The following is a 14208-nucleotide window of genomic DNA, read 5'->3' as shown; positions in this document are numbered from 1 at the left end:
GGCACCCGTGGCGGCCGGGCTCTCTCGGGCTACGGCCTGCTTCCTTGATGTGCCGGCTCTCCGCTCCGCGCGTCTGCTCGGAGGCGGTTTCTCCCCGGTACTCGTTTCGGATATCGCTGGCGTCGAGGCTTGCGCCCGGCGCTGGAGCTCCGATGGACCCGCGCCGGTTGGACTCGCGGGCGAGGGCGGGGTTGCGGCCGCGAGCTCTTTCGCGAGCTCTTCGGCGGACGGAAGAACGACCTCAGCAGGATCCGGCGGCGGCGGAAACTCCGGCAGCTCTATCTCCTGGTTCGGAGCAGGAGCGGCGGCCTCGGGACCCGGCTCCCGGACCGCTACGGAAGCGGTATTCTCCGCAGGTCGCGGTTCGGTTCCTGCCTCGGCTGCACGGGACTCGGCCGCATCCGTTGCTGGCGGCAGGGATGCGAGCAGCTCCTGGATCTCGGGAAGCGTGAAAACCGGCTGAGCCCTGAGCTGAGGCGAGAATCTTTCGTCGAAGCTGGCCCCGTCATCGGTTGCCGGTCGATCCGCCGACAGTGGCGAAGGTTGCGCGGCCAGTGGCGGCGATGCGGCATGCAACCCGCAGACCAGACTGGCGACAGCAATGGCACAAGTGCCGGAATGAGCCTTGTCGCGACACGACACGGATCGACTCCCAACACGACATCCGTGTTGGGGGTGAACCCCCGTGCGAGGTGAGTGGTTCCGCTTGCGCCGCCGCGACGCCTTCCCGTCACGCGGTGTTGAATCCTTTGTCCTACAGCGGTCCCGCATTGCGGGCGGAGAACATCGCGACGCGCTGGGGCACGTCCTCCACGGCGGGCTTGAACTCCCCGGTATCCGGATCGCGCACCAGCAGCACGCCGGTCGCAACCCCGAAATAGGCGCCGTGCAGATGCAGCTTGCCGCGCTCCACCAGGATGCGCACGCAGGGGAAGGTCATCAGGTTCTTCAGGCTGTTCTCGATGGCAGCCAGCTCGAGGCGCGGCAGGTAGTCCTCCAGATTGCCGTTGTGCGGTCCGAGGCGCTCGCCCGCGGGCTTGATCAGGCTCATCCAGCGGCCGATGAAATCACCCGGCGAGAGAGGGGCAGTCTCGTCCGCGAAGGCGCGTACGCCGCCACAGCGGGCATGGCCCAGCACCACGATGTGCTTCACGCGCAGAGCCTGCACGGCGAATTCGAGCGCTGCCGAAGTGCCGTGATAATCGCCTCCGGTCTCGAAGGGCGGAACGAGGTTGGCCACGTTGCGTACTACGAACAGCTCGCCCGGGCTCGCATCGAAAATCACCTCCGGCGAGACGCGGCTGTCGCAGCAGCCGATCACCATCACCTCCGGCGACTGGCCTTTCTCCGCGAGAGCCTCGAAACGGTCCTTCTCGCGCGGAAAGCGTTCGCCGAGGAAAGAGCGGTAGCCATCAGTCAGGCGCTGGGGAAACATAAGTGGATCCTTCGCTGTCAACGGGTCAGTTCTGCGAGCTTGGTGAGTTCGACATTGGCCCCGCACAGGAGCACACCGATTCTCTCGCCGGGTTCCGGTTTATAAGCCCTCGAGATCAGGGCCGCCAGTGCGGCCGCTCCGCCGGGTTCCGATGCGATGCGGTAGTCGCGCCAGAGTGCCGCCTGCGCCTCCCGAATGGACGCGTCCGTGACGAGGGCCACATGGTCGATCGTCCGGCTGCAGATGGCGTGAACGAGATCGCCGGTGTTGCGGGCTCCGAGGGAATCCGCCGCCACCGAATCAACCTCCACATCGACAGGTTTCCCGGCCTGCAGCGCCGCATGCAGGGCGCGCGAGCCCTCCGGCTCCACGCCCACCACCTTGACGCGGCGTTCCGCCCACCAGCTCGCGATGCCGCTGATGAGCCCGCCGCCGCCCACCGCCACGAGAACCGTATCGAGGGTAGGAGCATCCTGCTCCCATTCGAGCCCCACCGTGCCCTGGCCGGCGATGGTGCTCCCTGCCGCGAAAGGATGGATGCGCAGCGCGCCGCTTTCGGCCACGTAGGCATCGCAGGCTTCCTGCGCGTCCGCGTAGCGCGCGCCGCCGATCACCACCTCCGCGCCGTGGGAGCGGATGACGGCGATCTTCGCCGGGCTGGAAATCTCGGGAACGAAGATGCGGGCCTTCACGCCGAGCATGCTGGCCGCATAGGACACCGCCGCTCCGTGGTTGCCGCCGGAGGCTGCTGCGACGCCCGCCGCCGGGACGGGGTTCGACAGGAGCGTGTTGAAGGCGCCGCGGGACTTGAAGGAGCCCGCGTGCTGCAGGAATTCCAGCTTCAGACTCACAGGCCCGGGGTGACCGAAGGCTTCCCGGAGATTCATCGCCGGCGTGCGGCGGATATGGGGAGCGATGCGGGCATGGGCTTGTTCGATATCGGCGCGGGTGATGATCGTCATGGCGGGCTTCCGAGGGTCCAGATGGCGACCGGCAGGCCGTGGGCGTCGCGGCCGGGCGGATCGGGGAAGGATTGCCCTCCACCTGTCGCGAGATCGAGGGCCACGGTCAACCCCGCCAGTGCATCGAGCAGGTCGTCGGCCGCCGCGCCCCGCGGCGGCGGGGAAGCGATGAGCGCCTCGTCCAAGAGGCCCGATTGCCTCAGAAGCCCGCGACGAAGGCGCATGCCGGGTTCGAAAGAGGCGCCCTTCACCTTCTTCGGTTGCTCCAATGCCTGCCCGCCGTTCAGCGCCCAGAAGGCGAGCTCTGGATGCACTTCGAATATCCTGTCCGCCAGTTCTGGCCTTGCCTGCAGCAGCGAATCGATCTCCCGGATCTTCGGAAAAAGGCCGAAGCCCTGCCGCGACACCTTTCGCGGCGGGTCCGAGGTGGCGAGCGCAAGGGCGCAGGCATCGCCGTAATCGGCCGCGTACACGGCCTGCCGCGAGGGAATGGCGAAGACGGAGGATTGCCGCTGTCCGAGGAGCGGACGGATGAGCTGTTCGGGAATGCGGCCGGAGCCTTCCGTCCATTCAGGCAGGCCTATGGGGATGTCGACGGCGACGATTGCCGGCCGCTCCGGCGTGTCGACGATGGCGGCGAGATCCGGCGCGACCGCGATCCGGGCGGAGGCGGGATCACCCACTTTCATGAAAGCCGCGATCCACCCGGCCCGGCAGCCGTCCACGCCTGCAACCCACATGGCCCGCTCCTCTCTTGCGCGATGTCTCACGCCTCGATAGACCCGTCGAGCCACCCGGGAACCACCTGATCGCGATCCGCCCCGCCGCCTCCCTCCACGGGAGGAGGAGCGCATATGGGGCTTGGACGGGGACGTGGATGGCCGGGACCGATCCCCGGATCATGTCCGGGACGGCCATCACGGATCGTGACAAGACAATCCGTTTCTCACTCCGTCAGCGGCCGCGCCTCTTCTGGCAGCATGATCGGAATTCCATCGCGGATCGGATAGGCGAGCTTCGCGCGGCGGCTGATGAGTTCCTGGCGCGCGGCGTCGTATTCCAGGGTTTCCTTGGTGAGGGGGCAGACGAGAAGCTCGAGGAGCTTCGGGTCGATGCGGGTTGCCGCGACGGGCTGGGGGGCGTCGGGCTGTTGTGGAGCGTTCGTTTCCGCAGACATGTCCAATCCTATTGCAGCGTCGAATCGGAGCTGACGCCGCCGCGGGCGAGCTCGATCTCGGTGAGCGCGATGAGCACTTCCGCGCGGGTCTTCAGGTTCGGCGCTTCGAGGAGCGCCTGCTTCTCGCGGACGCCGAAGGGGCTCATCATGCAAAGCGCATTCACCAGCGCCTCGTTGGGCGCCTCCTCGATGCCGCGCCAATCCACCTTCACATGGGCCGCGTCCACGAAGTCGCGCAGCGCCTTCACGACGCCCTCCCGGTCGACCTCGTTCTCGCCCGCGCGGGCGGTGAAGTCGTTCGCATAGGGCGCGAAACTCACGCGGCAGCGGCGGAAGAGATCGATGGGCGGCAGCTCTTCCTCCACCCGGAAGCGCGCGATGCCGATTAGCGTGATGAGATAGCGCCCGTCGCCCGTCTCGGCGAATTGCGTGATGCGGCCGGCGCAGCCGACGGAATAGAGCTTCGGGATGATGGAATTGGGGTCGCTGTCGGCATCCGGCTGGATCATGCCGATGATGCGGTCGGTCTTGAGCGCCTCGTCCACCATGGAAATGTAGCGCGGCTCGAAGATGTTGAGCGGCATCTGCCCGCGCGGCAGCAACAGCGCGCCGGGCAAGGGAAAGATCGGAATGACCGATGGGCAATCGTCCGGCCCCCGGTATGCCGCGTTCATTCCCATGCCGATCTCTCCCCGTTGGCGTCGCGAGGCGTCAGGCAAACAGGAGCGAGGAGAGCTTGCGCCGTCCCGCGATGGTCATCTCGTCCATGGGGCCCCAGGCCTCGAAGAACTGGACGAGCTGCTTGCGCGCGCCATCGTCGTTCCAATTGCGGTCCCGGCGAACGATTTCAAGGAGGTGATTGACCGCTTCCTCGCGCTTGCCGCGGGCGTTGAGCGCGATCGCCAGATCGAACCGCGCCTGATGATCGAGCGGATCGGCAGCGATCCGGCGCTGAAGCTCGGCCGTATCGCCGAGGGTGCCCGCCTGCTCGGCGAGTTCCACGGCCGCGCGCGCGCCGGCGATCGCCGGGTCGTTGGCCTTGGCGGCGGGCGCCATGGCGAGGAAGCGCTTCGCGCCCTCCAGATCGCCCACCTCCACGTGGAGCTTCACCAGCGCGGCAAGCGCGGCGGTATTCTCAGGCTCCTGCGAGAGAACGGCGGCGTAGAGTTCGGCCGCGCCCCCCATGTCGCCGGCCGCGACGAGCTGATCGGCCTGCGCGAGCAGCTCCTCCGCCGCGCCCGGGCCGAGCGGTCCGACGAGGCGCTCGATGAAGCTCTTCAGCTGGCTCTCCGGCAGGGCGCCCATGAAGCCATCCACCGGCTGGCCCCTCTGGAAGGCGAAGACGGCGGGTATCGACTGCACGCCGAGCTGGCCTGCGATCTGCGGATGCTCGTCGATGTTCATCTTCACGAGCTTCACCTTGCCGCCCGCCGCGCGCACCACCTTTTCCAGCACGGGGGTGAGCTGCTTGCAGGGGCCGCACCAGGGAGCCCAGAAATCGACCAGAACCGGCTGGTTCATCGATTCGGCCAAAACGTCCTGGCGGAAATTGGCGGTGGTGGTGTCCTTCACGAGATCGTCGGACGGCATTCCGGGGGAGGGGTTATCGGTCAACATGCGATCCTCGAAAGGTGATCGTGGGAGGAAGGTTCTGTCCTAGATGGGAGCTTAACCGTTGTCTGGCAATTCCGCAGGTGGCTCCGGCAGTCTCAGGATGATCGGGTCATGGCCGGTGGAGCGCAGGAACCTCACCAGGTCCTCCCGCGACACGCCGGTGGTCATGGAATTCACCAGGGGGTGAAAATTCACCCGCTCGTGTTCCATCAGGTTGGCGTCGAGCACCATGGTCACCTTGCCTTCGGTGTCGTTCGCCACCGCGAAGGCCGTGACCGAGCCCGGTTCCACGCCGAGCATCTCCTTAAGCTGCTCGGCGGAGCCGAAGGAAAGACGTCCGGACGCCCCGATGGCCTCGTGGGCGCGCTTGAGGTCGATGGGCGTTTCGTCCTTCGCCGAGATCAGGAAGAAGCGCCCCTTCTTGTCCTTCACGAACAGGTTCTTGGAATGCGCGCCCGGGATCTTCGCCTTGACGGGCTTCGATTCGGCCACCGTGAAGACGGGCTCGTGCTCGATCGTCTCGGACCGGATGCCCAGGGCATCCAGGCGCTCCAGGAGCTCTTTGGGGGAGAGATGGGCCAAGGGGAGGAAACCTTCTTGAAACGCCGGTATGTCCCTGGCTTCTAGCGACCCCATTGGTTGGGCTCAAGCACCGCGTCGAAAAGATTGGCGAAAACCCCCTTGCCAAGTGAACCTTTTTGGGGCAAATCAGCGGCCTCGCAACGATGCCTCGCGCATCGCGGAGCGCGGGTGTAGCTCAGGGGTAGAGCACAACCTTGCCAAGGTTGGGGTCGAGGGTTCGAATCCCTTCGCCCGCTCCAATTTCTCTCAAGTCTTGAGAGTGTCGCGAAGGCCCGCCGTCAGGCGGGCTTTTCGTTTTTGCGGCCGCCGGCCGGAACGGGTAAGGTCACGTTCTCCCTCTCGGCCGCCGGTCCGCTTAGTCCATGCTCGCCATCAATGAAGTTATCGCCGCAGGCTACCGCTCGCTGAGGCATATCCGCTTCCCCGTCGGGCCCTTGTCCGTCTTCGTGGGCGCGAACGGAACCGGCAAGACGAACCTCTACCGCTCGCTCCAGCTCCTGCAATCGGCAGCCTCCGGCACGCTTACCCACGACCTTGCCGCCGAGGGCGGCTTCGATTCCGTCTATTGGGCGGGGCGGCGCAGCGCCGGGGAGCCGGTGCGGGTCAGGCTCGGCGTTTGCCTGTCGGGAGACGGAGCCGGCGATTACAATCTCGAATATGCGGTCGAGACGGGGCTGGTTCAGGCGGCTGGCGGCGTGGTCCTCGGGGCGGGCTTCAAGCTGGAGCCGCAGGTCAAGGCGGAGACGCTCGTCTACGAGGCGCATCGGCGTCCAAAAAAGCTCCTCGACCGGCAAGGTCCGCGCGGTCATTGCCTGGACGAGGAGGGCGTAAAGCGCCCGCTGGGAGGCGAGATCCTCCCGTCGGAGACGGCTCTGAACTCCCTGCAGGACGCCGCCGCCTTTCCCGACCTGCATCTCGCCCGGCGCACCATGCTGGAATGGCGCTTCTTCCATGGCTTTCGCACCGATGCCGGGTCCGTTCTCCGCCAGCCCTGCCTTGCGGTGACCTCGCCGACACTCGCCTCCGACGGCTCGAATCTCGCGGCGGTCTTCGCGACACTGGCCCATATCCGCGAGGATACCGACGACCTCGACCAGGCTTTCAACGATGCCTTTCCCGGTGCCCGGCTCGTCATTCCCGAACCCGATCGCTTCGCCACGTTCGGCGTGGTCTTTCCCGATTACCCGAAGCGGGTCTTTCAGCCCTCCGAATTGTCGGACGGCACGTTGCACTTCCTGGCCCTCGCCGGAGCGCTTCTGTCCTATCGCCTCCCGCCCTTCATTGCCCTGAACGAGCCCGAGACGAGCCTGCACCCGGATCTCCTCGAGCCGCTTGCTCGCATGATCGTGGCGGCTTCGAGGCGCACGCAGGTGTGGCTCGTGACCCATTCCGAGCCGCTCGCCGATGCGATCGCGCGCCATGGCGGCGTCTCGCCGCGGCGAGTCGTCAAGCAAAAGGGGGAAACCTGGATCGACGGACTTCGCCTGAGCGGCGATTTCGCGGAAGATGAGAATGAGGAGGCATGAAGCCGGTCCGGTGGCATGGACGAGCGTGCCTCTGCTAACGCTAGCGCATCGTGCGAAAAGGTGGACGCGGTTTTTCGCACGATGCGCTGTTCAGAGAGTGGAGCATCGGATCCAGAAGCGGGTCCGCTTCTGGATCCGATGCTCCAGCCCAACAAGAATTTTGATTGCAGCCTCGCCTCGGCCTCGAAAGGCGTGAGACAAGGTTCTAGAATCAAGGCATTACCCAGGAGGATTCCATGGCCGACGCACGGCACCTGAGCATTCTGGAAGAACTCGAGCGCAAGGTGCTCTGGCTGTCGACCTGGACGATTCACAACGCCAATCACCTGCGCCCCAACGAGGACGGGTTGAAGATCGGCGGTCACCAGGCGTCCTCGGCCTCGCTCTCCACGATCTTGACGGCGCTTTATTTCTCGAGCCTGAGGCCCGAGGACCGGGTGGCGGTCAAGCCCCATGCGAGCCCGATCTTCCACGCGATCCAGTATCTCTTCGGCAACCAGACCCGCGAAAAGCTCGAAAACTTCCGCGGCTACAGGGGCGCGCAATCCTATCCGTCCCGTACCAAGGACGGAGACGATGTCGATTTCTCCACGGGCTCGGTGGGCTTAGGCGTCGCGCAGACGCTCTTCGCGAGTCTCGTGCAGGATTACGTGAAGGCCCATGGCTGGGCGAAAGATCGGCCCGAAGGCCGCATGATCTCCCTCGTGGGCGATGCGGAGATGGACGAGGGCAACATCTTCGAGGCGCTGCTCGAAGGCTGGAAGCACGGCGTGCGCAACACGTGGTGGATCGTCGATTACAACCGCCAGAGCCTGGACGCGGTGATCCGCGAGGGGCTGTGGGAGCGCTTCGAGGCATTGTTCCACAATTTCGGCTGGGAGGTGGTGATCCTCAAATACGGATCGCTGATGAAGCAGGCTTTCGCCGAGCCCGGCGGCGACAAGCTGAAGGCCTGGATCAATCGCTGCCCGAACCAGCTCTATTCCGCGCTCACCTTCCAGGGCGGAGCGGCCTGGCGCAGGCGCCTCCTCGACGATCTCGGCGACCAGGGGCCCGTCACGCGCCTCATCGAGAAGCGCTCCGACGAGGAGCTGGCACGCCTCATGTCCAATCTCGGCGGGCACGACCTGCCGAGCCTGCTCGATGCGTTCGAGAAGGCCCGCCGTCACGACAAGCCGGTCTGCTTCATCGCCTATACGATCAAGGGATTCGGCCTGCCGCTCGCGGGTCACAAGGACAATCATTCCGGCCTTCTGACCCCGAATCAGATGGACGCGTGGCGCGCGGCCCAGGGCGTGCGCCCGGGCCATGAATGGGACAAGTTCGAGGGCGTGAAGATCCCGCAGGCGGAACTCGAGGATTTCCTGAAGAGGGCGCCCTTCGTACAGAAGGGGCGGCGGCGTTACTCCGCGCCGCCGGTGCCGGTGCCGGAAAAGCTCGCCTTCCCGGCCAATCCCGCCATGTCCACGCAGCAGGGCTTCGGCCTTATCCTCAACGAGCTGGCGCGGTCCGATCATGCGTTGGCAGAGCGCATCGTCACCACTGCGCCGGACGTGACGGTCTCGACCAATCTCGGCGCCTGGGTGAACCGGCGCGGGCTCTTTGCCCGCAACAGCCTTGTCGATACCTTCAAGAAGGAGCGGATTCCCTCGACCTACAATTGGGAATTCTCGCCGCAAGGCCAGCATCTCGAACTCGGTATCGCAGAGATGAATCTCTTCATCCTGCTTTCGGCTCTAGGCCTCTCGCATTCGCTCTTCGGCGAGCGGATCCTGCCCATCGGCACGCTCTACGACCCATTCATCTATCGCGGCGCGGATGCGCTGAATTATGCCTGCTACCAGGATGCCCGCTTCATGCTGGTGGCGACGCCGTCCGGCGTGACGCTCGCTCCGGAAGGCGGCGCGCATCAATCCATCGGCACGCCGCTCGTCGGTCTGGCACAGGACGGCCTGGCGTCCTTCGAGCCCGCCTTCGTCGATGAACTCGCCATCATCATGCGCTGGGCCTTCGACTACATGCAGCGCAACGGCGAGGGCGAGCCGAACGAGACCACGTGGCTGCGCGACGAGACCGGCGGCTCGGTCTACCTGCGCCTGTCCACCCGCAGCCTCGAGCAGCCGCAGCGCGAGATGACGCAGGACCTGGCCGACGACATCATCGCCGGCGCCTATTGGCTCAGGAAACCCGGACCGAACGCTCAAGTCGTGGTGGCCTATATGGGCGCGGTCGCGCCGGAGGCGATCGAAGCGGTGGGTCTCATGGCCGAGGACCGGCGCGATATCGGGCTGCTCGCCATCACCTCCGCGGATCGGCTGAACGCAGGCTGGACGGCGGCGCAGCGAGCCCGCGAGCGCGGCCTCGTCCATGCGAGATCCCACGTGGAGCGGCTTCTCGCCGACGTACCGCCCCATTGCGGGCTGGTGACGGTGATCGACGGGCACCCGGCGGCCCTTGCCTGGATGGGCTCGGTCATGGGGCACCGCACCCGTCCGCTCGGCGTGGAGCATTTCGGCCAGACGGGCACGATCAAGGACCTCTACCGCCATTTCGGTATCGACGCGCAGGGCATCATCGCCGCCGCCGAAATGATCGCGCCCGGCAAGCCCATGCGGTACCTGAAGGCGGTGTGAGGCGCCGGTTTCTTCCCTTGTCTCGCGGGAGGATCAGGCGCCCTACGTCGTCATGGCCGGGCTCGTCCCGGCCATCCCGGCCGGACGGGCGCAGTTCCTCAACCAATCGGGATCACCGGCACAGAGCCGGTGATGACAGGGAGAGAGCTGGCTTCAGGACTGTCCCGCCCTCAACGCGACGGTGGCGATGCCCGCGCCGATCAGCAGACCGCCGCCGGTTTTGTTGACGAAGCCGATGGCGCGCGGGTTGCGTACGGCCCGCCTCGCCCGGGCGGCGACGAGCGCATAGGCGAAGGCGTTGGCGAAGGCCAGGATCAGGAAGGTTGCTGCGCACAGGCTCACCTGCGGCAGGAAGGCGAGCTTCGGGTCGATGAACTGCGGCAGGAAGGCCACGAAGAACACGAACCCCTTTGGATTCAGGGCGGTCACGAGCCAGGCATGACCGAGCATCCTGAGGGACGAGACCACATCCTGGCGGGGTGCGACATCAAGGCTTCCGCCCGCGCGCCAGAGCTTGACGCCGAGCCAGACGAGATAGGCGGCTCCCAGCCATTTGAGGAGCGTGAACACCGTCGCCGAGGCGGCCAGCAGGGCCCCGAGGCCCAGCAGGGACAGCGTCATGGCCGTGAAGTCGCCGAGCGCGACCCCCGCGGCCATGGGCAGAGCGGTGCGCCAGCCCTGTCCGAGCGCATAGGAGACGACCAGCAGAATGGTCGGACCCGGAATGACGAGCAGCACGGCGGCGGCGGCGGTGAAGGCGAGCCAGGTCTCGAAGGGCACGGCATTATCCTCTCGGAGACGCGAACTCAGCCACAGAATCGCGGGCGTGTCGAGGGCAGGGCCGGCCTCTGCGGGCGCGGCAAGGAAGCGCCGTTACGGCAGAAGGGTTTGCCGGTCATGGGCCTCGCATGCTAACTCGCGGGCATCGTCACAAGAGTCCCAAGCACCGCCATGGCCCGCAAAAGTCCTCTCCGCGGCAATACCCTGCCCCTGGTCAAGCGCCTCTGGCGCGACTGGATGCGTCCGCATTCCAGAACGCTGGTGGCCGTGCTCGTGTTCGTCGGCCTGGTCTCGGGCGCGACGGGGCTCTATCCGGTGCTCATCAAAGCGGCCTTCGACGCCTTCGACACGAAGGACGTCACGGCGATCTATCTCGCGCCGCTCTTCGTGATCGCGGTCACCTCCGTGAAGGGCTTTTCCCTGCTCGCGCTCACCATTCTCACCAACCGGGTGGTGACGCGCATCGAGGCGGACATGCAGACCAGGCTCTATGGTCACATGATCGAGGCGGATCTCGCCCAGATCGGGCGCGAGAGCCCGGCGGCGCTGACCCAGCGCTTCACCACCGACTTCATGTTCATCAAGGAGGCGCTGACCCGCCTCTCCACCGTGTTCCTGCGCGAGATATCCACAGTGATCGCGCTGGTCGCCGCCATGATCTGGATTGACCCGATGATGACGCTGGTGGCCAGCATCACCATGCCCTTCTTCATTTATCCAGTGGAGAAGATCGGCCGCAAGCTGCGCCGCGTCGCCACCTCGACCCAGGAGCAGACCGGACAGATGGCGGGCCTCATCACCGAGAGCCTCGCCGGCACCCGCTTCGCCAAGACCTACCGGCTGGAGGGCTACCTCAAGAACAAGGCGGCCAACACCTTCGACGAGATTCGCCGCCTGCGCATGAAGGGCGCGAATGCCCGCGGGCGGCTCGATCCGCTGCTCGAGGTCGGCGGCGGCGCCGCCGTGGCGGCGGTGCTCGTGCTGATCGGCCAGCGCATCCTCTCGAACAGCAGCACGGTCGGCGACTTCACCGGATTCGTCAGCGCTCTGCTCCTAGCGGCTCAGCCGATCCGGGCCCTGGGCAACCTCAACGCCATCGTGCAGGAGGCGGCGGCCGCCCTGCAGCGCACTTTCGCCGTCATGGACGAGGAGCCCCTGATCCGGGATAAGGCCGATGCCAAGCCGCTTGTCCTGACGGGCGGAGAGATCCGCTTCTCGGATCTGTCCTTCTCCTATAACGGGGAAAGGGCGGCCGTCGACCGCGTGGATTTCGTGGCCGAGGCGGGCAGCACCACGGCGCTCGTGGGCCGCTCCGGCTCCGGCAAGTCGACCCTGCTTTCCCTCGTGCCGCGCCTTTACGACGTGACCGGCGGCGCCATCCTCATCGACGGCCAGGACATCCGCGACGTGACCCTGGCGAGCCTGCGCCAGTCCATCGCCGTGGTGAGCCAGGACGTAGTGCTCTTCGACGACACGATCCGCGCCAACATCGCCTTCGGCCGCCCCGGCGCCTCGGAGGAGGAGATCGTCGAGGCCGCCAAGGCCGCGGCGGCGCACGATTTCATCATGCGGCAGCCGGCAGGCTACGACACGATGGTCGGCCCCGGCGGCGGGCGGCTTTCGGGCGGCGAGCGCCAGCGCGTGTCCCTGGCCCGCGCCTTTCTGAAGAACGCGCCGATCCTGCTGCTGGACGAGGCTACGAGCGCGCTCGATTCGGAATCCGAACGCCTCGTGCAGGCCGCCATCGGCAAGCTCATGAAGGGCCGCACGACCCTGGTCATCGCCCACCGCCTCTCCACGGTGCGCGATGCGGACACGATCGTGGTGATGGAGGCGGGACGCGTCATCGAGATGGGTCCGCACGAGGCGCTCATGGCCAGGAGGGGCACCTATGCCCGCCTGCACCGGCTGCAGCTGTCGGACGATCTGGAGCCGAGCTGGGCGGCGGGTTCCTGATCTTGCCGGCTCGTCATGGCCGGGCCCGTTCCGGCCATCCCGATCGGAAAGACGCGGCGGGTCACCTGAGTGCGATCACCGGCCCGCGCCGGTGATGACGGGAGAGTGTGCGGCGACGACGGGGGAAGGCATGGAGCACCGGCTATTCCCGCCGCATGATCCTGTCGACGAGGAAATTGGACCAGAAGCCGGGGCGGAATTCCCGCTCCAGGGTCTTGGCGTCGTAGACCGTCTCGAGCCAGGTCAGGAACGGCATGCCCTTGGCCTCGCCGTCCCGGCGATACGCGTCGAAGAAGGCGTCGAGAATGCCGGTCTTCGAGAACCGGAAATGGCCGTAGCGCATGTGAAGCTGCCGCTGGGCCTCGTCGACGCTGCGGCCCTCGTGCAGGATGAGATAGAGCGCCGCCATGAAGCCCGCCCGATCCGCCCCCGACTTGCAGTGCATCACGGCCGGATATTCCATGTTCTCGAAGAAGTCCTTGGCCTTGAGCAGGGTCTTCCGGTCGGGAGCCCCGCGGGAGCGGATGACGAATTCCACCAGGTTGATGCCGAGGCGCTCGCAGGTCTCCTTCTGGAGCTGCCAGGAGCCGTGCTCGCGTCCGCCGCGGAGATTGACGATGGTCCGCACGCCTTTCCTCTTGAGCGCCTCGATCTGGTGCGGGGCCGGCTGGGCGGTGCGCCACAGCCGGTCAGTCACCTGGTGCTTGTTCAGATAGACGAGGCGGAAGACCCCGTGGTCGACGAGCAGCATGTTGATCCAGGCGGCCAAGCGGCCGAATGGGCCCTGGACGGGTTTGTCCCACCGGGCGATGCGGGCCATGCGTCGTGCGCGACGGACGGCAGGTCTGCGGAACCTGTTGAGCACGTTGATCCAGTCTCGAGGAGGTATTCTTGAGGCGAAATCGGGAGCCTTTATGGCGTTGGGTGGGCCCTTATCGGCGAAGGGATCGGAATAATCAATCCGACGCTTCTTCAGCTTTACCACGGATCAGGCGCCGGATCCGGCACCGGTGCGGCGTTCCGGAAAGGAGCGAAACGCAACCAATCGGTTGCCGCTGAGATCCCCGTCGTGTAAGGGGAGCGTTCCAATACAACCCTCCTTGACGAGAAGAGCGGCTGGTTCTGGACCCGACGGGCTCCGGCAGCGGCGGAATCGTTAAGAGCCAATCACTTCAGGAGAGCGGCGTCATGTCGTCCACCTTCGAGACCGTCGCCGGCATCATTTCAGAGACCGCCGACATCCCGCGCGAGCAGATCACGCCCGAGAGCCACGCCATCGAGGACCTGGGCATCGATTCCCTCGCCTTCCTCGATATCGCGTTCGCGATCGACAAGGCTTTCGGCATCAAGCTGCCCCTCGAGCAGTGGACCCAGGAAGTGAACGAGGGCAAGGCCCCGGCAGAGGAATACTTCGTTCTCAAGAACCTCGTGGCGCGCATCGACGCGCTCGTGGCCGCCAAGCAGGCTTGATAGACACCCTCAGACATCCATTCCGGTGGACTGGCCCTCCCTGGGCCGGTCCGGAGAGGCGATCCATTCAAGA

The 14208-nt window shown here is 66.1% G+C and carries 13 protein-coding genes and 1 tRNA gene; 5 read left to right on the top strand and 9 right to left on the bottom strand.

Going from position 1 to position 14208, the window contains the following annotated elements:
• Positions 1 to 754: 754 nt before the first annotated feature.
• From GR328_RS18580 to GR328_RS18550, 7 genes are all read right to left on the bottom strand, one after another.
• The gene (locus GR328_RS18580) at positions 755 to 1435 is read right to left on the bottom strand and encodes a carbonic anhydrase (RefSeq protein WP_160886427.1); all 681 of its coding nucleotides are present in this window, start codon (positions 1433 to 1435) and stop codon (positions 755 to 757) included.
• Positions 1436 to 1452: 17 nt separating this feature from the next.
• A complete protein-coding gene (locus GR328_RS18575) occupies positions 1453 to 2397 on the bottom strand; it encodes a threonine/serine dehydratase (RefSeq protein ID WP_160886425.1) in 945 nt (314 codons plus the stop codon).
• Positions 2394 to 3137: a DUF429 domain-containing protein gene (locus tag GR328_RS18570; RefSeq protein WP_160886423.1), complete on the bottom strand. Its 744-nt coding sequence runs from the start codon at positions 3135 to 3137 to the stop codon at positions 2394 to 2396. The genes GR328_RS18575 and GR328_RS18570 overlap by 4 nt, the downstream gene beginning before the upstream one ends.
• A 206-nt stretch (positions 3138 to 3343) precedes the next feature.
• The gene (locus GR328_RS18565) at positions 3344 to 3574 is read right to left on the bottom strand and encodes a Trm112 family protein (RefSeq protein WP_160886421.1); all 231 of its coding nucleotides are present in this window, start codon (positions 3572 to 3574) and stop codon (positions 3344 to 3346) included.
• A gap of 8 nt (positions 3575 to 3582) precedes the next feature.
• Positions 3583 to 4254, bottom strand: a complete 672-nt coding sequence (locus GR328_RS18560) for an LON peptidase substrate-binding domain-containing protein (protein WP_160886419.1) — start codon at positions 4252 to 4254, stop codon at positions 3583 to 3585.
• Between the two features lie 31 nt (positions 4255 to 4285).
• Positions 4286 to 5191, bottom strand: coding sequence for a thioredoxin (trxA, locus tag GR328_RS18555; RefSeq protein ID WP_160886417.1), 906 nt, complete (start codon positions 5189 to 5191; stop codon positions 4286 to 4288).
• Between the two features lie 51 nt (positions 5192 to 5242).
• Complete coding sequence (locus GR328_RS18550; RefSeq protein ID WP_246215959.1) at positions 5243 to 5770, bottom strand: prolyl-tRNA synthetase associated domain-containing protein; 528 nt, start codon at positions 5768 to 5770, stop codon at positions 5243 to 5245.
• 164 nt (positions 5771 to 5934) lie between these two features.
• On the opposite strand from GR328_RS18550, the gene GR328_RS18545 reads away from it, so the two are divergent.
• The 3 genes from GR328_RS18545 to GR328_RS18535 all read left to right on the top strand — a co-directional run bounded on the left by GR328_RS18545 (position 5935) and on the right by GR328_RS18535 (position 9929).
• Positions 5935 to 6009, top strand: a tRNA-Gly gene (locus tag GR328_RS18545).
• 123 nt (positions 6010 to 6132) lie between these two features.
• Entirely contained in the window at positions 6133 to 7296 is a 1164-nt protein-coding gene (locus GR328_RS18540; RefSeq protein ID WP_160886413.1) for an AAA family ATPase, read from the top strand.
• Positions 7297 to 7532: 236 nt separating this feature from the next.
• The gene (locus tag GR328_RS18535; protein ID WP_160886411.1) at positions 7533 to 9929 is read left to right on the top strand and encodes a transketolase; all 2397 of its coding nucleotides are present in this window, start codon (positions 7533 to 7535) and stop codon (positions 9927 to 9929) included.
• Positions 9930 to 10082: 153 nt separating this feature from the next.
• Here GR328_RS18535 and GR328_RS18530 read toward each other — a convergent pair whose 3' ends face one another.
• Complete coding sequence (locus tag GR328_RS18530) at positions 10083 to 10709, bottom strand: LysE family transporter (RefSeq protein WP_160886409.1); 627 nt, start codon at positions 10707 to 10709, stop codon at positions 10083 to 10085.
• 171 nt (positions 10710 to 10880) lie between these two features.
• Here GR328_RS18530 and GR328_RS18525 point away from each other — a divergent pair, with 171 nt between their 5' ends.
• Positions 10881 to 12665 (top strand): ABC transporter ATP-binding protein, encoded by a 1785-nt coding sequence (locus tag GR328_RS18525; RefSeq protein WP_160886407.1) that lies wholly within the window; start codon positions 10881 to 10883, stop codon positions 12663 to 12665.
• A gap of 142 nt (positions 12666 to 12807) precedes the next feature.
• Here the strand turns inward: GR328_RS18525 and GR328_RS18520 are convergent, their stop codons facing one another.
• Complete coding sequence (locus GR328_RS18520) at positions 12808 to 13530, bottom strand: fused DSP-PTPase phosphatase/NAD kinase-like protein (RefSeq protein WP_160886405.1); 723 nt, start codon at positions 13528 to 13530, stop codon at positions 12808 to 12810.
• 323 nt (positions 13531 to 13853) lie between these two features.
• Between GR328_RS18520 and GR328_RS18515 the strand changes: the two genes are divergently transcribed.
• Positions 13854 to 14135 carry an acyl carrier protein gene (locus GR328_RS18515; protein ID WP_009490841.1) on the top strand — a complete coding sequence of 94 codons (282 nt, stop codon included), beginning with the start codon at positions 13854 to 13856 and terminating at the stop codon, positions 14133 to 14135.
• Positions 14136 to 14208 lie beyond the last annotated feature (73 nt).

The sequence above is a fragment of the Microvirga makkahensis genome, assembly GCF_009830105.1.
Lineage (GTDB): Bacteria > Pseudomonadota > Alphaproteobacteria > Rhizobiales > Beijerinckiaceae > Microvirga > Microvirga makkahensis.
The sequence above is the reverse complement of the archived record's forward strand: the minus strand, read 5'-3'. Positions and strand labels throughout refer to the sequence as shown.